12 protein-coding genes are annotated in these 22,968 nt (G+C 39.9%); 6 read left to right on the top strand and 6 right to left on the bottom strand.

Annotation, left to right across the window (positions count from 1 at the left end):
• Positions 1–298: hypothetical protein (locus ABF638_RS17270; RefSeq protein ID WP_435024119.1), on the bottom strand; the 298-nt coding region annotated here is incomplete at its 3' end.
• Between the two features lie 466 nt (positions 299–764).
• On the opposite strand from ABF638_RS17270, the gene ABF638_RS17265 reads away from it, so the two are divergent.
• Positions 765–1,652: a tetratricopeptide repeat protein gene (locus tag ABF638_RS17265; protein WP_435024117.1), complete on the top strand. Its 888-nt coding sequence runs from the start codon at positions 765–767 to the stop codon at positions 1,650–1,652.
• A 221-nt stretch (positions 1,653–1,873) separates the two neighbouring features.
• Here ABF638_RS17265 and ABF638_RS17260 read toward each other — a convergent pair whose 3' ends face one another.
• Entirely contained in the window at positions 1,874–2,272 is a 399-nt protein-coding gene (locus ABF638_RS17260) for a response regulator (protein ID WP_069073372.1), read from the bottom strand.
• Between the two features lie 496 nt (positions 2,273–2,768).
• Between ABF638_RS17260 and gyrA the strand changes: the two genes are divergently transcribed.
• From gyrA to ABF638_RS17245, 3 genes are all read left to right on the top strand, one after another.
• Entirely contained in the window at positions 2,769–5,255 is a 2,487-nt protein-coding gene (gyrA, locus tag ABF638_RS17255) for a DNA gyrase subunit A (RefSeq protein WP_435024116.1), read from the top strand.
• A 252-nt stretch (positions 5,256–5,507) separates the two neighbouring features.
• Positions 5,508–5,696, top strand: coding sequence for a GNAT family N-acetyltransferase (locus tag ABF638_RS17250; RefSeq protein WP_435024115.1), 189 nt, complete (start codon positions 5,508–5,510; stop codon positions 5,694–5,696).
• A gap of 311 nt (positions 5,697–6,007) precedes the next feature.
• Positions 6,008–6,193, top strand: a complete 186-nt coding sequence (locus tag ABF638_RS17245; RefSeq protein ID WP_435024113.1) for a chlorophyll a/b-binding protein — start codon at positions 6,008–6,010, stop codon at positions 6,191–6,193.
• A gap of 147 nt (positions 6,194–6,340) precedes the next feature.
• Here ABF638_RS17245 and rpoD read toward each other — a convergent pair whose 3' ends face one another.
• From rpoD to gyrB, 3 genes are all read right to left on the bottom strand, one after another.
• On the bottom strand, positions 6,341–7,510 hold the full coding sequence (rpoD, locus tag ABF638_RS17240) for an RNA polymerase sigma factor RpoD (protein WP_069073375.1): 1,170 nt from the start codon (positions 7,508–7,510) through the stop codon (positions 6,341–6,343).
• A gap of 1,538 nt (positions 7,511–9,048) precedes the next feature.
• On the bottom strand, positions 9,049–9,696 hold the full coding sequence (locus ABF638_RS17235; RefSeq protein WP_435024111.1) for a fasciclin domain-containing protein: 648 nt from the start codon (positions 9,694–9,696) through the stop codon (positions 9,049–9,051).
• 561 nt (positions 9,697–10,257) lie between these two features.
• Positions 10,258–12,195 (bottom strand): DNA topoisomerase (ATP-hydrolyzing) subunit B, encoded by a 1,938-nt coding sequence (gyrB, locus tag ABF638_RS17230; protein ID WP_435024109.1) that lies wholly within the window; start codon positions 12,193–12,195, stop codon positions 10,258–10,260.
• 280 nt (positions 12,196–12,475) lie between these two features.
• Here gyrB and miaA point away from each other — a divergent pair, with 280 nt between their 5' ends.
• Entirely contained in the window at positions 12,476–13,381 is a 906-nt protein-coding gene (gene miaA, locus ABF638_RS17225) for a tRNA (adenosine(37)-N6)-dimethylallyltransferase MiaA (protein ID WP_435024107.1), read from the top strand.
• A gap of 117 nt (positions 13,382–13,498) precedes the next feature.
• Here the strand turns inward: miaA and ABF638_RS17220 are convergent, their stop codons facing one another.
• Positions 13,499–15,025, bottom strand: a complete 1,527-nt coding sequence (locus ABF638_RS17220) for an NB-ARC domain-containing protein (RefSeq protein WP_435024105.1) — start codon at positions 15,023–15,025, stop codon at positions 13,499–13,501.
• Between the two features lie 697 nt (positions 15,026–15,722).
• On the opposite strand from ABF638_RS17220, the gene ABF638_RS17215 reads away from it, so the two are divergent.
• On the top strand, positions 15,723–22,946 hold the full coding sequence (locus ABF638_RS17215; RefSeq protein ID WP_435024103.1) for a M10 family metallopeptidase C-terminal domain-containing protein: 7,224 nt from the start codon (positions 15,723–15,725) through the stop codon (positions 22,944–22,946).
• Positions 22,947–22,968: the final 22 nt, after the last annotated feature.

The raw sequence follows: 22,968 nt of genomic DNA, 5'->3' as shown, positions 1-22,968 counted from the left end.
TGTCTCTAGAGTTTCTGACTTCTACAGGATAGGGTCTGCCGTTACGGTTCCAATTGTCCCTGTCTCTAGAGTTTCTGACTTCTACAGGATAGGGTCTGCCGTTACGGTTCCAATTACCCCTGTCTCTAGAGTTTCTGACTTCTCTAGAGTTGCTTCTGCCGTCGCGATCCCAATTTTGATTGCGATCGCTAACAACATAGACTTCCGTCTGGGCACTTGCAGGCGCAGTCAACAGAGTGGGAACAATGATCAAAGCAGCAGCAGCTAAAACTATCGATACACGGTTTGGTTTCAACATGGAATTAACTCCTAATTGGCATTAAACTTCTATTTTGCTGATGTTTAAATTCAGCAATCTTAGACAGTTGCTTTTGTTTGGACATCAAAGTGTTTAATATTTACCTCATCGTATAAATTCATACATTATAATTATCGATCAAAAAGTCCAAACCTATGTATGACGAAAGTCACTAGTAATTCCAGGCTGAGGTATGACGAAAGTCATCAGTTTTTTTAATGGGGATTGGGGACTGGAGACTGGGGATTGGGGATTGGGGACTGGGTATAAATTGTTTTTGTTATAGAAATGTCAAGAACTAATAACTTCAGGAAGGAGGAGGAACCCACGCTTTTAAGCCAACTAAAGTTTCTGTTAATACTTCTGCCTCCTGCCGCCTTTGTTTGTAAGATTTTACTGCCGTCAAGAGCGGAGATCGTTTAAGCTAGCTGAAAGATTCTTTGATTAGTGGCTTAAAGGCGGTAATGTGCCTAAACATGTTAGTTTGATTTCTCTTCTAATGGTTTGTAGTTTGTGGAGTATGCCAAAAGCCGCTAACGCGCAGGCATTAATACCCCATACACTGCAACTGGATGCAACAAAGTTAGAAAAGCAGGGTTTGAGCTTGGCGCAAGAGGCGGCTCAACTAGCTCAGTTTCAACAGGTTGAATTAGCTTTGCCACGAGCGCGGCTGGCTAGTCAACTGGCTCCTGGGAATGATAAGGTGTGGTTGCTGTTAGGTGGATTGCAACTGCAAACTAAAGAGTTTGACGCAGCGATCGCTAGCCTGAAAAAAGCGCAATCTATCAACCCCAAAAATGGTGATATTTTGTTTGCTTTGGGTTCAGCTAATTTTCAGCAGAAAAATTACCAAGCAGCTCTTGTCAATTACCAAGAGGGTTTGAAGTTAAAACCCAATGATCCAGAGGGGTTGTTTAATTTGGGTAATGCTTACTTTATGCTGGGTCGATTGCCTGATGCGATCGCACAGTACAGTACAGCAGTCTCTAAAGATAAAAAATTCTGGCCAGCGCTCAACAATATTGGCTTAATCAACTACGAACAGGGTGATATCCCCGGAGCGATTAAGCAATGGCAATCTGCTGTCACCATTGACAAACAAGCCGCAGAACCTTTATTGGCCTTGGCAGTGGCACTCTATACTAAAGGCGATCGTCAACAAGGACTAACTTTGGGAGAAACTGCACTCCGGATTGATTCGCGCTATGCTAATTTGGATTTCCTCAAAGAAAATCTCTGGGGCGATCGTTTACTGTCTGATACGAAAAAATTCCTAGAATTACCCCGTATTCAAGCAGCCCTACAGCAACCAGCAAACTCATCATCAGCCCCTAGGCAACAGCCTACCCAATAGGAGTGGGGAGCAGGGGGAGCAGGGGGAGCAGGGGAAGAAGAATTATTGATTAATTCCCAATGCCCAGTCCCCAGTCCCCATTCCCCAATGCCCATTCCCCATTCCCCACTTGCCTAACAGTACCTTTTCGTAGTACATATATACTAAACAAATACGGGAAATAGTTGCCCAAAAATATTGGCGGGCAAGTATTCCTAAAATTAAGTCGTTAATTCCCAGTGTTAGTCTGTCGGTAGAAGTGCGATGATTTGGTCAACAAACTGTTGATGGTCAACAACTGGCTTAGAAATGTAGCCGTCAGCACCGCTTTGCTTGAGAAAGTTCTCGCGATCGCCTTCCATAGCATGTGCCGTAACCAAAATTACAGGCAAGTTTGCTGTCTTCGGATCAGATTTCAACATTTGTGTAATCTTGATTCCATCAACAGACTTGCCTTGGTAAACACTTCTGGACAGAGAAACATCCATCAAAATCAGGTCGGCTTCTCCTGATTGGGCAATTTTTATAACTTCTTCGACATTTTCAGTATGTTTTACACCCAAGCCGCCACGCTTGGACAAAATTTTGGAAAAAACACGAGCATTAATTAGATCGTCTTCGACAATTAAAACAGTTTTCATGAGAATTTTAGTTATAGAGGTGAGGAGATTAAAGAATTCCAGAATTCAAAATTAAGAAATGCAATCATGATCAAAAGGAGTCAGAAAACAGAATTCAGAATTCAGAATAACCCAGCAATCAAGTCAGGCGTAACAGTCATGGAAAAAATTTTTCTTCTCCCAAGGGGAGACGCTAAGAGCGAACACGCGCGTTTAAAATCACTTGCTTTAAACCTCGATTCTCTATCCAGTCCCACAAAATCCATTCTGGATTCTGTCTCCTGAATTCTGAATTCTTCTTCGGTAAGTATGATGGCTACTAAGTTTATGTAGATTATACTCGTGTGCATCCTTTTTAATAGTCAATTGCATCCTGGTCATCAAGGATGATACTACTGCTTTTTCTTCTGCGACTATCAAAATTTTGTTATGAATCCTATTTGATCCGTTATGCTGTGGTTGCCGCAGTGTTGAGTTCCATCGGCTTTTGTGTAGTTAAATTTCAGGGAAAAAACTCATGGCAAAACAGTTAAACCTTCTCTCAACGGGACAGGTAATTCCAACAGCCCTGCACACCGAGATGCAACGGTCTTATCTAGAATATGCCATGAGCGTGATTGTCGGGCGAGCGCTACCAGACGTGCGTGATGGCTTAAAACCAGTGCATCGCCGCATTCTATATGCAATGCACGAACTTGGTTTAGTACCAGATAGACCCTATCGAAAATGTGCCCGTGTAGTGGGTGATGTGTTGGGTAAATACCATCCCCACGGCGACCAATCAGTTTACGATGCCTTAGTCAGGCTGGTACAGGATTTTTCTAGCCGCTATCCTTTACTGGCAGGACACGGTAACTTTGGCAGTGTCGATAATGACCCGCCAGCGGCAATGCGCTACACAGAAACGCGCCTCGCACCGATCAGTCATGAGGGAATGCTGACAGAAATTGGTGAAGAAACTGTGGAATTTGTCGGGAACTTTGATAATTCCCAGCAAGAACCAACGGTGTTACCTGCTCAGTTGCCGTTTCTGTTGCTCAATGGCTGTTCTGGTATTGCCGTAGGAATGGCAACGAATGTACCACCCCACAATTTGGGGGAAGTTGTCGATGGGTTAATTGCCTTAATCGACAATCCAGATTTGCCAGATGAAAAATTATTCGAGTTAATTCCAGGGCCAGATTTTCCCACTGGTGGAGAAATAATTGGTGAGACGGGAATTCGGGAAGCATACACCGCTGGTAAAGGTGGAATTCTGCTGCGGGGAGTTGCGACTCTGGAGGAAATTCCAGCCAGTCGGGGAAGCAAGCGACGGACGGCAATTATCATTACAGAATTGCCTTATCAAGTGAATAAGGCTGCCTGGATTGAGAAGGTAGCGGACTTAGTAAATCAAGGACGTTTGCAAGGAATTTCCGATCTCCGAGATGAGAGCGATCGCGAAGGGATGCGGGTAGTAATTGAACTCAAACGCGATACCAATCCCCAAGAAGTTCTCCAGCATTTGTATCACCAAACTGCTTTACAAATGACTTTTGGGGCCATTCTCCTAGCAATAGTAGATGGACAACCCCGCCAATTAAGTTTGCGTCAACTGTTGCAGGAGTTTTTGAGTTTCCGAGAAGAGACGCTGAACCGCCGCTACAATTACGAGTTGGGTAAGGCCCAAAGTCGTGTGCATTTGGTGGAAGGTTTGCTGAAAGCGCTGTCTAATTTGGATGAGGTAATTCAAATTTTGCGCCAAGCTCCTGATGGCAGTACGGCAAAAATTAATCTTTGTAGCCAACTGGATTTGAGTGAGGTACAAGGAGATGCAATTCTGGCTATGCCGTTGCGCCGCCTCACCAGTTTAGAACAGCAAAATTTGCAGCAGGAATTTGAGCAAATCAGCGAACAAATTAGCTTGTTGGAGCAGTTGCTGAACGATCGCCGCGAATTATTAAAGGCGCTGAAAAAAGAATTGCGATCGCTCAAGCGCAAGTACAACGATCCCCGGCGGACAAAAATCGGAGAGGAGCAGAAGTCTAGGGCAGAGGAGCAGAAGGGCAGGGGAGCAGAGGAGGAGGAACTTAAATCTTCTGAACCAGTAGAAGAAGCAGTTTTAGAATTTACCCAACGCGGTTATGTCCGCCGCACTCAGCCATCTGGGAGAAAGTCAAAAGCTGAAAATGGTCTGCACGATAATGACTTCATTATCCAAACTGTGTTGACCGACACGGGGAAAGACTTGCTGATACTAACTGGTAGCGGCAAAGTCTACCCGGTGAATGTGGGAGAAATTCCCCCAACTACTGGACGTTCTCCACGGGGAAAACCTTTGATTACTATGCTCAGTAGTACTGCTCAAAGCGCTCAAGAAGATGTGGTCAGCCGCTTTTTGCTGCCGGAAAATCTTGAAACTAGGCAGATGATTCTCCTCACAAAACAGGGAAGAATTAAACGTCTGTCTCTGGGAGAATTTACTAACTTAACTCGGCGCGGAATCACGATTTTGAAGCTCAAAGACGATGATGAATTGTCATTTACCCAGTTCACCGCTCCAGGGGCGCATCTAATTTTAGCTAGTTCCGGCGGGCGAATGTTGCGCTTTGCAGCCAATGATGAACAATTACCAGTCATGGGTCGCACAGCGATGGGTTTACAAGCATTTCGGTTATTGAAAAATCAGCAAATGGTTGGCTGTGTCACTGTCGGTAAAGATGACCAACTGCTGCTAGTTACTCAAGAAGGATATGCCAAACGGATGGCTGCGAGTCAGTTGAGAGCAGCTAATCGCGGCGATTTAGGTACGCAAGCGCTGAAATTTGCTAGCAAAACTGACAACTTGGCTGGTATGGTCATAGCGATCGCATCTGGCGAGGTAGCTTTAGTGACGAATAAGGAACGGGTAGTGCGAATCCCTGTAGAAACAGTGCCGCTCTTAGGTAGAGATGTCAAAGGTGAAAGCATCCTCCAACTCAACCGCGATGAAAAAATCATTACTGTGGCTGAAGTGCGATCGTAAATTAGGGTGATGTTCAACTTCCGACAAGCCAACTTGCAGGATTTAGAGGCGCTAATCCAACAACTGCGTCTCTAACTCCTGCGGGAGGCTAGCGATATTAAAAGTGACTCGCGTAAATAATTAAAGGTTTGTAGTGGGGACTTTAGTCCTCTCTTAAGGGCTAAAGTCCTTACTACGAGCTAATTCAATTGAATTTTACATTACTTAATGTAGTTTGATTTATTCTTGCCCACTTACTTAGAAGCCTACATTATGAATGTTTATGCAATTCCGATGTGGCGAGGACGGGGAATTGCAACAGCCTTGTTAAAGGAAATTATCAGCTTTGTCAGAACAACTGAGGCAAGACGCCTCTGGCTTAACTCCACTGAGGATGGTAAAAGTCTCTATAAAAAGCTTGGTTTTGTCTCGACTTCAAAAGAAATGGAAATTGTCTGGTAATGACTTAAGCTATCAATATTTTCTTATCTTAAAATAACAAACTCTATTGGAAATCAATCAATTTAAATAAATTATTTGATAATTAATATCAATAAGATATTATTGTTTATAACGGTAAAATTCTAGATAACATTTCTTTCACCTCCGTAAATCTTACTGAAGACAGATGCTTGAATCTGTATAAATGGCTATTCCTATTTATGTCAAGGTATGGAAACAAAAGTATAAAAAATGTTGCCTTTCTCAAAATATTTGTTATATTAGTTTACATAAGGCAATAAACCTTAAAAATTAAATTTGGAGTTCAGACCATGACAAATGTAAGCACCACAAAAGTAACTACTCCTGTAATTGAAGATCGCAACGCTTGGCGTTGGGGCTTTACCCCACAAGCAGAAATTTGGAACGGTCGTTTGGCAATGATTGGCTTTTCAGCAGCCATTTTGGTTGAAGTTTTTTCTGGTCAAGGCTTCCTACACTTTTGGGGTATCCTGTAAGTTTTAATATTTAAGATGACCTATAAATAAAAAAACCTGGAGTGCCAATTCACTACCAGGTTTTTTATTTTTTTTTGTTATTAGTCAGTTGTCATTTGTCCTTCGTTTATTTACTAATGACCAATGACTAATGACCAATGACAATAACTACCGAATATATTCCTTGAGAACGCTATTGCGGTTTGGATGGCGTAATTTGCGGAGTGCTTTTGCCTCAATTTGACGAATCCGTTCGCGAGTAACGTTGAAAATCTGTCCGATTTCCTCAAGGGTTTTCATCCGACCATCATCCAAGCCGTAACGTAGTCTGAGAACATCACGTTCACGTGGGCTGAGACTGTCGAGGACTTTTTCGAGATCTTCGCGGAGAAGATTTTTGGAAACTTGGTCTTCTGGCGTTTCACCGTCGGATTCAATAAAATCGCCCAATCGAGAATCTTCTTCTTTACCAATAGGCGTTTCTAGTGAGATAGGTAACTGGGCAGATTTAGCAATGAACCGCAACTTCTCAATGGTCATTTCCATGCGAGTCGCGATTTCTTCTTCAGTGGGTTTGCGACCCATCTCTTGAGATAGTAACTTGGTAGTTTTCTTAATCCGAGAGATGGTTTCGTAAAGGTGAACTGGAAGACGAATTGTGCGAGATTGATCTGCGATCGCGCGGGTAATTGCTTGACGAATCCACCATGTAGCGTATGTAGAGAACTTATAACCTTTTTCGTGGTCAAACTTTTCAGCGGCACGAATCAAACCGAGACTGCCTTCCTGAATTAAGTCCTGGAACGACAAACCACGATTCATGTACTTCTTAGCAATTGAAACTACAAGACGGAGGTTAGATTGCACCATCTTGTCTTTCGCCCGACGACCAACATGGAGGCGATAACGAAAGGCTGGTAGTGGCAGTTGTACTGCTTCTGCCCATTCACTATCTCGAGGATCGCGATCTAATTGCTCACAGAGTCTTTCGCGGACTCTCTCTAATTCCAGCAAATCGGCTATTTTCCGCGCCAATTCAATTTCTTCGTCTGCCCGCAACAGACGAATTCTACCAATTTCTTGCAAGTAAAGCCGAATTGAATCTTCGGTATAGTGCTTTTTCTTGCTTTGTGTCCGACGACGCGATTTAGCGGCTTTTCCAGACTTTGCGTCGTCCTCATCAGACTGAGGCTCTAAAAATTCCTCGTCACCTTCATCGATGATCAGCAAGTCCTCTTCATCGTCTATTAAGAGTTCTTCTAACTCGAGCTCAGGCTGATTTATTATTTCTAGGTCAGGCTGATATATGCTTTCGAGTACGTTGTTAGCCTGGTTCATGCCGCGTTCCTCATGCTCCTTGCAGAATCAATTACTCAAGATGTGTTTACTGCTCTTTATAAACGAGCTAGTTATCAACCGAAAATAAGCTTTTTGGCAGATTTGCCAGAGATATTTTCGGACATTTTACACCTCCGTTAGGAGGGGTTTTTACTTTAGTTCAAGCAACTACTAAAGGTGATTTGCTCACTTTCGTAAATGTTATATGTGTTGCTATCACATACTGCTTTCAACTAACTGGTTAAAAAAAATACTCGCCCTTGTCAAAAAATTTGCCACTCTATACAAATGAGTTCATACTGTTGGCAGATTTTCCTATAAAGACTCTTCAGATTGTAGCCTGTTTCACAGAAATTGCACTCTTTTTGTGTATTAATCATGAATTCATTAAGCAACTCTTAGCCACGTTCACCAAAAAGACATTAAAAATGGGATTTATACCCTGAAATTTTTTCTCCACTTTTCGGAATTACAGTGACGCTCTTATTACATTGCGAAGTAAGTACGCTTGCTTTTGCCGAATTTCATGTATTTTACACAACATTAATTACTGAGGAAGAGTGCATTTTATGTTAACTCAGACTATTCGTCTTAACCTACCCATTTTTACATTTCCTTCATAAATTACGCATTCCTTAGACTAAAGAGGGTCTTGTCGTTGGGTAAATACAACAAGTGTGGTGGTGCTTGCCTTAAACCAGTTAACCTTCTACTTACTCATTACCTTAACTGAGGAGTTGAGGTAGTGGCAGAATCGACCGATAGGAGATCAATTTAGGTTTAACTAATTCGGTCTTATTCACACGTTAGCGCACTGTGGCGATTTCAGCCCTATGAAACTTGACAAACTCTTCTTATTGTATACAAGGATATTTTAATCAATTCAAAAACAATTTGTCCTGTGAATTAGCCAATATAGTCCTAATCTTAGGCAAAAGTACATTAGATACATACGATACAATAGCGATCGCCACAGCACCACATGAAGATATTAACAAGTTTTCAGCTTTATGGTGTGTGCTTTCACTAGCCATCAACTCGAACACAGAGAACCCAGAAGATTGCCTGATAATTTAGTTACAATGTCGTTTTGCGTAACTTAATTGTAAATTTAAATACTTTTATTTCAGTGAGTTTCTGTCATCTTATGGTGATAAATCCTCAAAATACTTATTAATTGCTGTTTGACAGATGATATTCACTTATTTTCTTAGAGGATAACAAATGTGTTTCTAGCTGGTGGGCGAAATTAATCAGCTAGTCAGAGCAAAGAGTATTATCTTGGCCAAATTTCCAATAAAATTGGTAGTTTTGCTCACACTTGAACATTGATGGTTTGGAAAATATTGACAAGAAGCAAATTATATGATTCTAGACTAAGTGAGAAATTTAGAATTTTTGTTATTATGTAGTGCTGACTTACCACTTGTGTGACAAGTCAACCTAAATTTTTAATTGATTATTAGCGTCTAGTTGAGAATCAGGATGGCTTTCAAACCTACTCCTAACGAAAACTGGGAATTATAAGCTTTGCTAAACTACCGTGGTGTTGGGGTTGTGTTTAGACTTGCAGCAAAATTAGGTGGGAGAAGTACCTGGTCAACTACATGAACGATGCCGTTGCTAGCTGGGATATCTGGCTGAGTCACTTTAGCGTTGTTGACTGTGATTGAGTTGCTAGCACGATCAACCGTTACTTTAACGGGACTACCCTCAACTGTTTTAACTTCTCCAGATGTCAATTGCTGGGAGGTAGTTCCCCCAGGGACGACATGGTAGGCCAGAAGCCTGACTAATTGTTGTTTGTTGGCTGGCTGCAAGAGTTGGTCTAGAGTAGCTTTCGGTAAAGCAGAGAAAGCGGCGTCAGTCGGTGCAAATACTGTGTAAGGGCCTGGTGTAGACAATTGTTCAGTTAAGCCAGCAGCTTGCACTGCTTGGATGAGAGTTTTAAACTGTCCTTGACTAGCTGCGGATGTTGCCAGTTCTGCTAAATTTTGGTTAGCAGTGGCGGCAGTAGGAGTTGGTGTAACGGGAGGAACGGTTGTTATGGGGGTTTCGGCAACGGGAGGGACAGTTGCAGTGGGAGTTTCTGTGACAGGTTGAGCGCAGGCAGACAGAGCAACCAAGCTACCTATGCCAATAATATTGAACAATGCTTTTTCTACTATGCCTTTGCTCGCTTTCATAGCTTTGTGTAGAATCCTGTTAAATAGGGGATCATTAACAATAGTTAATGAATTTATGGATATAGTCACTCATCTAACGACATAGTTTGTAGTATGAAAAATACTAATATAAAAGATTTATATATTTCCTAGTTTGTCATCAGCTAAAAGAAGTAGTTTTTATAGTAGATTTGGATATAAAGCAATACAGTTCAGATAAGACCAAAACACTTGTAGAGACGGCGATTTATCGCGTCTCGAAAACCCAAAATTTTGTACAATTAGCCCTTAACTAAAACGTGAGTTCGACAAGTCTTATTTGACCTCTCCCCCAACCCCTCTCCGACACGGAGAGGGGAGCAAAAAGCTGAATTTTTCGTTGCTCCTCCCTTTCCGTTTCCCAGAGGGAGGCTGGGAGGGAGAGGTTCATCGAACTCACGTTAACTAAACCGTATTGGGATATAAAGTCTTTACCAAAGGTTTGTTCTGGGAATGTCAATCAAGACTTTAAAGCCAAAGATCCCCGATTTCTTTGAGAAATCGGGGATCTTGTTTTTTACGAATGATTTAGGACTGCTGATATTAGATATCTAGATCGGTGAAGTTGAGTTTAGAGCCATAGGTTTCGATGAATTCTCGTCTGGGTGCGACCCGATCGCCCATTAAAATTGTGAAGATGCGATCAGCTTCAGCGGCATCCTCAATTTCGACTTGCTTCATTTTACGAGTTTCTGGGTTCATGGTGGTGTCCCAGAGTTGTTGTGGCATCATTTCACCCAAACCTTTGAAGCGTTGGATGGTATAGTTCGCGTTAGCAGGAAATTTGGCGATCGCTTGATTTTTTTCGCGATCGCTATAGCAATACTCATGATTACGTCCCCGTTCTACTTTAAACAGTGGGGGACAAGCAATATAAATAAAGCCTTGTTCGATAAGCGCCCGCTGATATCGATAGAAGAATGTTAACAACAAAGTCCGAATGTGCGCTCCATCTACGTCAGCGTCCGTCATGATGACTATGCGGTGATAACGCAGTTGAGTGGAATCGAATTCATCACCTTTAACACCTAAACCAAGTGCTGTAATTAACGATTGAACTTCGTTATTTTTATAGATTTTAGCGTCGTCGGTTTTTTCAATGTTGAGAATTTTACCACGTAGAGGCAAGATTGCTTGAGTGCGGCGATCGCGTCCTTGTTTGGCACTCCCACCGGCTGAGTCCCCTTCCACGATGAATATCTCAGATTCGCTGGGGTCGCGAGAACTACAATCTGCTAACTTACCAGGTAATGGCGAAGATTCTAGTACAGATTTGCGCCGGACTAACTCTCGCGCATGACGCGCTGCTTCTGCGGCTTTGAAAGCTTGGATAGCTTTATCTAAAATTGAATCTGCGATCGCCGGATGAAACTCTAGATACTCAGTGAGGACTTCTCCCACTAAAGAATCGACAATTCCCCGTACTTCGGTATTACCAAGTTTAGTTTTGGTTTGTCCTTCAAATTCTGGGTCGGGGACTTTAACGGAAATTACGGCTGTCAGACCTTCGCGGACGTGTTCGCCACTGAGGTTTGGTTCATTATCTTTAATTTTATTCCGCTTGCGAGCGATCGCATTTAATGTCCGGGTCAGAACCGCTTTTAACCCTTCTAAGTGCGTACCACCATCTACGGTGCGAATATTGTTAGCAAAACCTAGCACATTATCTGTGTAAGCATCAGTACACCATTGCAGTGAAACTTCTACTTGTACATTGTTGCGTTCCCCCTGCACATAGATAATTTCTTCATGCAGTGGCTGCTTCTCGCGGTTCATGTAAGCGATATATTCTTTAATACCACCCTTGTAATTGTAGGATTCTACTTTCGGTGTATCGCTTTTTAGTAGTTCTAGACGGTTGTCAGTAAAGGTAATTTTGACACCTGCATTCAGATACGCCAACTCCCGTAGGCGACCTGATAAAGTGATGTAATCAAACTCAATGCTAGTTGTAAAGATTTGGGTATCTGGCTTAAAGGTAACAGAAGTTCCAGTTCTAGCTTCTTTGTAAGGTTTGGTTTGCAGTTCAGTAACTGGGATACCGCGTTCATAGCGCTGGAGATGAACTTTTTTTTCTCGCCAAACTGTAACTTCTACAACTTCAGATAAGGCATTAACAACAGAAATACCAACCCCGTGTAATCCTCCAGAAACTTTGTAGCCACCGCCGCCAAACTTACCACCGGCGTGCAATACCGTCATCACGGTTTCCAAAGCCGATTTCCCGGTGCGCGAGTGAGTATCGACGGGAATACCGCGACCATCATCTGTTACAGTCACAGAACCATCAGCGTTGATATCCACCTCTATATGAGTGCAATGACCCGCCAAAGCCTCATCGATTGAATTGTCCACCACCTCGTAAACTAAATGGTGGAGTCCTCGCGGCCCAGTGGTACCGATGTACATTCCTGGTCTTTTGCGGACGGCTTCCAGACCTTCCAGAACTTGAATCTGATCGGCACTGTAACTGCTCGTCATGTAAACTCTCCTGATGCGTGGGGTTGAACTCGCCAAAAGGCAAATAAAAGTAAAAACACTCCAAAATTGTAACACAAAAGCCTTGCTGGCGTCTGTAGGGCATTTTCAAGAGAAGTTTATACTGGGGTTGCACTACCGTGGAAGAGGGGCAGAGGAGCAGAGGGGCAGGGGGGCAGGGGAGCAGGGGGAGATGAGGAAGCAGGGGAGGATTATTGAACAATTTTATTCCTTATGCCCAATGCCCCATAACAAATGACTAATGACTAATGACTAATGACTAATGACTAAATTAATTGTGATTTGTGGGGCGACGGCAACAGGTAAGTCTGGTTTGGCTTTGGCTTTGGCGATGCGGTTGGGTTCTGTGATTCTCAGTGCTGATTCTCGTCAAGTTTATCGTGAGTTTGATATTGGGACGGCAAAACCGACTGTGGCTGAACAAAAATTGGTGCCACATTATTTAATAGATATCTGCGATCCAACAGACATGATGACAGTAGCAGACTACCAGGAGCAAACACAAGCCTTAATTGCTTCTGTTGATGTTACACCACTATTGCTAGTTGGTGGCACTGGTTTATATATCCGTTCCATTGTCCAAGGGATGAAAATTCCGAGAGTTGCACCACAAACAGAATTGCGATCGCAACTGGAATCTCTCGGTCAACCACAACTCTACGCAATATTACAACAAGTTGATCCAGTTGCCGCACAAAAAATTCATGGCAATGATTCAGTCCGGACTTTACGAGCATTAGAGGTATTTTATGTAACTGGATATCCAATTTCAGAACAGCAAGGGGAGAATCCACCAAATTATCCGATTTTGCAAATTGGTTTAGATTGCGATCTTGAAAGATTGGGTGTTCGGATTCAACAACGTACTGAGCAGATGATAGCAAATGGTTTAGTTGCTGAGGTGGAGTATCTTTGTCAAAAATATGGCGCTGATTTGTCTTTATTGAATACTTTGGGGTATCAAGAAATTAAGCAATATTTGTCTGGCAATATTTCTTTGGATGAAGCGAAAGAATTAACAATTTTGCATACAAGGCAATTTGCCAAGCGACAACGTACTTGGTTCCGGGCATATCCAAAAATTGAATGGTTTGATGCGGATGATATTGATTTATTAGAGAAGGTTTGGCATCGGATAAATGAGTTTGTAAGTTTCACAAGTTTGTGAGATTTAATAAAGTTATACAATTTTTATTTGTCTACACTTTTAAGAAACACCGGGCGATTGGAAGTCTGAGGGCGATCTCAAAAAACCTTTATTATCAAATTTACTGTCTATGTGGAATTAGATAATTTCTGTAATGCAAGATTGCAGTACCCTTTGTTCTAATTTTGTTAACTCAATTCCCAGATAGTTAGAAAGATGAATAAAATTGGATACCCCATGTTTAGATAAGTGCTGCCTAAAAGTTTGCACTTCCTTTAAGATGCCCTGAATATGTCTTTTGAGGGCTATTCTTGAAGCAAAATGATGACAAAGTTGGTCTGCAATACCGAGTAAAGTCAATGAATTATGGTTTTTCATAACACGATTTTTAGTGATTTTTGCAACCAGTAAATATTTATTAAACAAGAGAAGTTTTGTATTTATCAGTTCTATTAAAATTTGCTGTTTAAATTTTTCGATTACATACTCAATTACAACAGGTTTTTGGGTATAACTTTTAGATTTTTTTTCAATTAGTGAGCGCCAAATCAATCTCTCTATGGCATTCAAAAGTTGGAATTTAAGAACAGTCGGACAAATACTTTTAGCTAAGGTATCAAGAGTTGATACTTCCTGATCGATCGCGATACAGTTCATAATGTGCCATTCTAACCCTGAAAGACGATTTAACTGCTGCTCTAGTAAATGGTTAATGTTACTGAGTAATAAGGTATTTTGTTCTAGGAATTTCCCTATTTCGCCATTAAATAGCTCGATTATGGCATTAGTAACCATGTTTATTTGTAAAGGGTTATTACTGTAGCGATCGCACAGTTCCTGTTTTTGCTCATCTGAACCCAGCAGTTGCTTTGATTGTAGTAGGTGAATGGCTACCTTTTGAGAAGCTTCCAACTTGAAAGAACGCACCAGTAATTCTGCTCCTTCTGATATGGCGACTTCAGCGGGTTTTTCTCTAGAGGTTAAAATCAGACAGCTATTATGATTTGTTTTTCCAATGGCTTGGATTAAATCACCATATATCTGATAATTAGGGCGATACTTTGCCATCGAACCCGGATCTAAGACCGTTTCTAAGTTGTCTAAAATTAATAGACATCGGTAAGTACGCAGATAATGGATCAGCAAATTGATGTCGGGTGTAGTTTCTTGCTGATTGGATAAAAATGATACTAATTCAGTTAAAAAGCTGTTTCCTGGCGGAGTGTATTGTAGCGATCGCCAAATCACATACTCAAACTGATCTTGAATTGATAGTGCTAATTTAGTGGCTAAAGTGGTTTTCCCAACGCCGCCCATACCGAAGATTGTAACCAAGCGACAGCCATCTTGTAAAATCCATGATTTTAGCTGCGTTAGTTCTTGGGTGCGATCGTAAAATGATGAAACATCAATTGCTGCACCAAAATCTGTCCTTTTTTTTATAACTTTGGATGTATTATTTAAGACATCTAGTTTGGGATTAGGTGTAGAGATATCTCTCCAATCTAGATTTAATTTATGACATAATTCTTCAAAATTTGTATGGCCAACTGGTTTCCCAGTTAGGAATTTGCTAACTGTAGCTAAAGCTAAACCAGTGTCATGAGCCAAGCTTCTTTGGTTGGGGTAGCCATTACGTGTAAGTGATATTTTGACTTGATCCATACAGTCATGGCGAACTTTCAATGACCTTGGCATTCTGTATTTTGTTTGTTTGTTTGATTATTTACTCAGTTTACAGTAGCGCTGAAGCAAGCTTATATATATTTTTCTTTTTTCAGGAAGAAGAATACTTTTATCGTTTTCTAGGCTAACTAAATTATTCTTTTAAGAAAGAATATTAAAAAACCATCAAACTTGGTCAAAATTCACAATAAATCAGTAATTTCTAGGACTGAAGTTAGTCAGCAACCGAATATTATGATTTTGCGTATAAGTAATTTCACTTATGTGTGCATAGATATCGTCTCTTTTGCTTCACATCCCTCTTTTACATGAGGGTGAGTTCTATAGCGCTTCTCGGTTGAGTCCAATACAGACTTAACTCCCAGCCCCTTCCCTGGCTACGGTGTACACACAAGTCTTTAAGAGTTGCGCCACAGGCTTTTGATCCCCCCAACCCCCCTTAAAAAGGGGGGCAAAAAGCTCTCAAAGTCCCCCTTTTTAAGGGGGATTTAGGGGGATCTACCACGATTTTGGTTTTATAGAAAGATGTGTGTACACCGTAGCCTCTTAGGAGAGAGGTTTGGAGAGAGGTCAAAGTCTATTGCTTCCATTCGAGAAACGCTATCAATTTGCTTTAGGAATGCAGACATTTTTTTGTGCTTAGTTATCGATGCAATACCAATCAAGGAGTAAAACCATGAAAACCTACAAAACTTTACCTAACAACCTATATAAAGCCCGTTTGTCAAAAAGATATTCTTTTATAAAAAATTTATTTCCTGACATTCTGGACAATGAAGAATTAATGAATGATTCTTTTGCATTCACTCAGATTACCAAGTCAGATAAATTCTCAAATCTACCATTCTTTGATTCCGATGATTTCAATAATCTACTTTTAGGATTTTGGGATAAAAACACATCTGGTAGACTATTTGGTTTTCCGTCACTTAGTGGCAATAAAAGAGATGCTTTTAATTCATTGAATGCTTTGAAAGCTCCAATCTCATCTGATACTAAATCTAGCAGGATTAATATAAATCAACAGAGTTTTGTTGTAGAAGGAAGTATTGCCAGTAGTAATAATCATCAAAATATTGATAATAACAATGATCTGATTATTAGCAGAAATATTGTTGAAGTTTATAAAAACAGTCAAACACAGTTAGATGAAACGAAGGTTAAGGATAATCTAACTTTTGTATTTGCTGAAAGTCTTCAGAATAACAGCGAATTGGACTTGTTGGATATTTACGGAATAGTAGATAAAGCCTTACGGGATAGCTATGACTATCTCAGCAAATTCCGTTTTGATCCAGATTACAGCCAGAAGTTAGAGACTGCTTTTGGTAATGATTTTAATCGGGAAGTAGCAGATAAATTATTTGATAATTTTGCTGACAGGAATTTTACCAATATTCCTACTATTAAGATTGTCAATGGTGGTGCTATTGCTGGGGGTAATGGTGCATTCTCTGACAATACTCAAAAAGTTTATTTGGCGGTGGAGTTTGTCAATAAATATGCTAATAATACGGCTAGAATTACTGATGTCTTAATAGAAGAAATTGGTCATTTTGTTGATTCTCAGATTAATGAGATTGATGCACATGGGGATGAGGGGGATATTTTTTCTGAGTTGGTGCAAGGGAATATTCTGAGTGATGAAGATTTACAGGTTTTAAAAGCAGAAAATGACATTGTTACTGTTCTTAGTAATCAGCAAGAGTTGAGTAATTCAGAAGATACTTTGAGAGTAGCCACATGGAATATTTGGAGGGATGATGCAAAACTTACTAATATAAATGTTCAACTAAGAACCCATGCAGAACGTATAAAATACATATCAGATATTAGTGCTGTTAATGATGTAGATGTAATAGTTATTCAGGAATTTAACTCAACAAAACTTTCTGAAACTCAATTAAGAAGTACTATAAATCAAGATTATGATTATTATAAAATAAACAGAGAATATGCTAAAGATAATATAGATAATTGGTACAAAACACTAAGTAATCCTGATTCATCAGGCTATCTGATTTTATATAAAAAAGCTACTATCTCACTACCCCCTGCATCACCACCGACTTTATCATCAAATTTAATTAATCCAAATAATCAAAACATTTGGCAATCAGAATATTCTGATAGATTTTACCGTACTCCAATTACATTTACTGCTACAAAAGGAGCTAACAGTTACAACTTCTTAGGCTGGCATAATGAGACGGGAAGTCGCAAAAAATGGGAAACTATCACAAATGCTCCTAATAACACACTCCGTAATGATTTAGCTAATTTACAATTCTATGGAAACCCAGCTAGACGAACACTTAATATTCTTAATAATCAACTTGCTGCTAATGATTATAAGACAATAATACTTGGTGACTTAAATGTTACCGACACAATGCTTCGGAATACTTTGACTTTTAGCAATAGCCAACCTATTAAAGGCGCAAACAAAAAAAATGACTTTATTGCTACTACTGCTCAAAATTATTCTGTGGAGGAAATTGATATTCCTCATGACATTAAAAATAACCTTAAAAGCGATCATCATTACGCAATTTTTGCTGATATTAAACAAGTCATTTCAAATAATAAAAGACGCGTTAGTAATGCTGTTATACAAGCAACTAAAAGGATTAAAACAACTAATTTCCAGCTTATAACAACTAATTTTCAGCAATCTCTTCAACTATCGAGTGAGACTACTCCCAATAATAACCCTTATTCTTACACACCAGACACAGATCAAATTCAATTAGATACAGCCAATGAAGTAGTCTATATAGGTAAAGCAGATGGAGACAATGATGAGATATTGGAAGCTCTGCTTACGATTGTAGACGGTAAAGTAACCATTGGTAGAGAAAGCGATGGGAAACAATATATCTATATCGAACCAATAAATTCTACTATAAATCCTAAAGTTTATACCAGCTTAGGTGATATTGCAGACAAGCCTTTATTCAATGGTAAACTAAGACTTGATCCCAATAATTTACAAGCAACAATTGACGAATTAGGGACTAATGATTCTGATTTTAAATTTTTTGGGCTGGAAGCCAATTTTGAAGGTTTAGAATTTGGCAATAATGAGATATCTGGTTATCCTGAACTTAAATTACAGGGTTCAGTGATCCTGCCCAAAAACTTAGTCGGTGGCAATGGATTAGCAATAACAATAGGAAAACATGATACAGGTGAAGACTATATCATCTTTGGTGTTAAGGAACGAATAGAAGAAGATGAAACAATTTACGTCCCTTATGTTGATGTCACAGGTGGTTCATTAATACTGCGAGGAGAGCGTGAGTTTAATCTGCTCAACTTAATTAAAATTAAAAGTACTGATGCAGCAATAAACTTTAACTTTGGTGAACAAATAGCAACACTTACAGGTCTGTTTGAAGTTCCCAGTCTCAAGGGTTTTAAACTAGATTTAAGAAGTGGTAATTACGTTAAGGTTAAAAATAGTGATCAAGGTCTTCAGTATGAATTAGTAGCGGATTTTCAAGTTAATCCTATAGACATATATGGTGACTGGAAACTCTCTGATATTCAAGTAAATGTTAATAAAACTTTTGATAATCGTAGAAATGAAGTTACAGGTACAGCTAAACTGTACACTGCTCCTGAAAAATATATTGGTTTAACTCTGGCTTTTGATCAAGGTCAGCTCACAAGAATTAGTGCAGACACCCCAGAAGGAACTGATTTTACATTTTTTGGCACAAATGTTGACCTCCGAACCATAATCTTTACCCCTGACCGAAATCTTACTGATACAATCTTATGGGACCCAGAACTTAAAACTCAAGGTAAGTTAATCCTTCCTGACGCATTAGGAAAAGCCACTGTAGATATAACTGGTTTAAATTACTTAGTTGTTAATAATGATGGAATTGACTTAACTGGTGGTATAATTACAATTCCTAATTTTGATGTTAATTTTCTGGGTTTAGAAAAACTGCGAGCAACAGGTACAAATATTAAACTTGAATACGCCAAAGTATTAGATAAAGACGGCAAAACAATTTTAGAAAAATACTTTAAATTTCAAGGTACATTGGTACTTCCCGATTTTCACGAGTTCACCGCTAATTTTAGTGGTTCAAACTATATTAAAATTAGCAACAATGCTGCTAATCCTGTAGTAGAAGTTGTCGGAACATTCTCTGCTGAGAATATCAATGCAGGGGGATGGACAATCAAACACGCAGAATTAGGGATTAATACAGTAAATAGCACAATAAATGCTAAAGGAACTCTATCAATTCCCAGTGGAATTGATATTAACGCTGATTTTACATTCAATACCACTACTGGTGTATTAACTTATGCCGACATTAAAGCAGATCACCTGAATAAACCAATTGGTACTACCGGAGCTTATCTTCAAAGCATAGAAGGGCGATATGAGGCAGTAAACACATTATTTGGTGGCAAAGTTGGTATAACAGCCGGGGCTGAAATTAACTTAAATCTACCTTCTTGGGCTGGTGGTGGTATTCATGGCTCGTTGGTTGAGTTAGATGCAAGCGCCAGAATTACTAGCAGCTACTTCAAAACAACTGGCAACATTACCGTTCTTGGTGGGTTGATTAAAGGTAATGGCGATACTGAAATCAATTGGGCTAATAAAGGAAATGAATATTTATGGGCAACATCTAATTTCACCATTTTAAATGGACTAATCACTACACAAACTCAGTTTTTGGCTACGTCTAAATTAGACCTATATATGTTCGGTGAGGCGAGTGTCAAGGTTCCTGATTTTATCCCCTTCATCGGCGGAAAGAATTTAGGCTCTGGGGAAGTTTATGTTGAGTACACTAATGATGGTATATCGAGCAATGATTATGTTGCAGCTTGGGGAAATGTAGCTCTGCTAGGAACTGTAGGTATTAAGGTTTCCTTAGATGGCAATTACCATGTCATGTGGTATGACGAGGCAAATACCATAGCTCAATATGCTAGAGAAACAATTACAGAAAAACATAAACTTTTGGTGGAAAATAAACCTATATACGAAATAGGCAATGTTCAACTAGATGTCTCAGCTAATAATGTAGCAAACATAGACGGCACAGATGGTAACGATAGTATAGTTGGTGATAATAATCAGAACATCATCATTGGTAAGAAAGGTGATGATTTATTGTTAGGCGAGGGAGGTAATGACGCCCTATATGGCGATGAAAATAAGGACTTGCTTCATGGTGGAGATGGCGATGATTTCCTCTATGGTGATGGAGATAATGACATCCTGTATGGCGACAAAGGCTATGATGAGCTTTATGGAGGAGATGGCGATGATAACCTCTATGGAAATGATAATGATTACCTCGTTGGCAATGATGGCAATGATTACCTTTTCGGAGGGGGTAAACTCTACGGTGGAAAAGGCTCTGACATCCTTACTACCAGCTATGCTTTCGCTAAATTAGATGGTGCCCACGTAGAAGGTAATAAAGCCATATTTGAATTTGATAACCTCGATGGTAGTGATAGTGATACTGTCTCTTACAGCCTTTATACTGAAAATCTAGATATATCTCTCAACGAGTTTGATAGCTCTTTGAGTTATACAACTGGATTAGTGTATAAGAAAGGGATAGAAAGCAGTCAATTTCAGCACCTTTTAGCATCAATTGAAAACGCCATTGGTGGCAGTGGTGATGATTCCTTATCTGGCAATAGCCAAAATAATCGGCTCGAAGGTGGAGAAGGGGACGACACCCTAACGGGAGGAGCTGGTGCTGATACTTTTGTCTTTAACGGTATCTCAGAAGGAATTGATACCATTACAGACTTCAATCCATTAGAGGGAGATAAGATTCAGATTGATATTTCTCAATTTGGCCCAATTTCTATGGATCAATTTAGCTATGATCGCAATACAGGTGATTTATATTATAAGATATTTGATTTTGCCAGCCCTATTTTTCCATTCTTTAAGTCCCAGCATTTAATAACACTCAGCAACAAGCTAGATTTTAAAAATTCAAATTTTATAATCTCTGGTGACCATGCTGAAATTTTTGAACATGGTAGTTATTTAGGAAAAAGCTTGAAGCTAATACCAGGTAGGTACAATTATGATAGGTTGCTAAGAAACGGCTTCGATAAGGATATCCTCAGTTCCTTAAAAGTTCCTCAAGGTTGGGCAGTTGCACTCTACAAAGATAATAACTTTAGGGATCTATCGGAGATTTTTACTAGCAATAGAGCGTGGACTAATACAAATGATTCCACTGACTCGCTCATCGCCTTTAATAATTATAAGGAAGGAACTGCTGGGAATGATACCCTGAAGGGTGAGTATGACTACTACAGCTTACTAAAAGGTGGTGCTGGTAACGATACTTATATTGTTCTTGATAGCATCACTGATACTATTATCGAGAATCCAGCAGAAGGAACTGATACCGTTCAATCCAGCGTCACCTTTAGTATTGCTGATATTGCTAACGTAGAAAACCTTACCCTGACAGGAACAGTTGCGATTAATGGCACAGGTAACGCCGCCAATAACATCATTACAGGTAATAGTGGCAATAACATTCTCAATGGTGGTGCAGGGAATGACAACCTGAGTGGTGGTGCAGGTAATGACAACCTGAGTGGTGGCGATGGTAATGACAACCTGAGTGGTGGTGCAGGTAATGACACCGCAGTTTTCACGGGAGATTCTGTTAATTATCAAATCTCTTTATTAAATAATGGAGATATGCAGGTTACTGACACTCAAACCAATAGAGATGGTACTGATATCCTCATAGATATTGAACAAATCAATTTTAATGGAGGAGGAACATATAAAGTTTTTAAAGGAAACGATTCCAATAATATTTTAACAGCAGACTCTTATTCGGCTTTAATGTATGGTGGTGCTGGCAATGATACCCTTAATGGCGGCGGTAGTAATGACAGACTAATCGGTGGACGTGGTTCAGATATTCTAACCGGAGGAACTGGAGCAGATATTTTTGTTTACACCGACTTAAAAGACTCTCTCCTCAATAACTTTGATGTTATTAAAGACTTCAATGCTAACGAAGAAAAATTTCAAATTTCTACCGTATCTAACTTCTATTTCTATAATGCGGGTAATCTTCTAAAAGGATTTCCAAATGAGTCTTCAATTAATACACACTTAAACATGGGAAACCTGTTTTCTGGTGGATTTCAAGCCAACTATGCTGCCACATTTACTTCTGGTAGTAGTCGCTATTTAGTTATTAATGATGGTACAGCAGGGTTTCAGGCGGGTAGCGATGCCATCATTCAATTGCAAAATTTACAGGGAACCATTAAAGCAAGTAATTTTATAGATCCTAATGGTAATGTTGCTCAAAATGTTTTACTAACTTTACCAGATTTGGGTGGTGGATATATTAGTATCCAATCAGTTTCTGGTGGTGGCACAAGTATTAGTAGTGGCGGCTTTACGCGTGGAGATACTACTTCCGTACCAATTACTGATAATCTCTCCATTCAGCCAAATGAAATCACTGGTACACCAGGGCGTGATACTTTAATTGGAACTTCCACGAGCGATCGCATCACCGGCTTACAAGGCGCAGATATAATTACTGGTGGTGACGGAAATGACGAATTTGTATATACTAATATCCGCGATAACGGTGACACGATTACAGATTTTGAAGTTGGCAAGGATCGTATTGTCTTCACGCAACTGCTCGATAGCCTAGTTACAGGAGGCTACAACAGTGCAAACGCAATAGCCAACGGCTATGTGAAAGTTGTGCAGGGTATTAGCACCAACAATTTCAGCGTGCAAATTGATGCTGATGGCTCTACAGGCGACGACATCTTCAGACCTTTTATCACGGTTAATTTAGCTGGTACTGGCACTTTTAATAACCCCAGCAACTTCGTATTTTAGGGCTTGACCGTTATAGGATGTT

Origin of the sequence: Nostoc sp. CALU 1950 (assembly GCF_051172895.1) — a bacterium.
GTDB lineage: Bacteria > Cyanobacteriota > Cyanobacteriia > Cyanobacteriales > Nostocaceae > Nostoc > Nostoc edaphicum_A.
The sequence above is the reverse complement of the archived record's forward strand: the minus strand, read 5'-3'. Positions and strand labels throughout refer to the sequence as shown.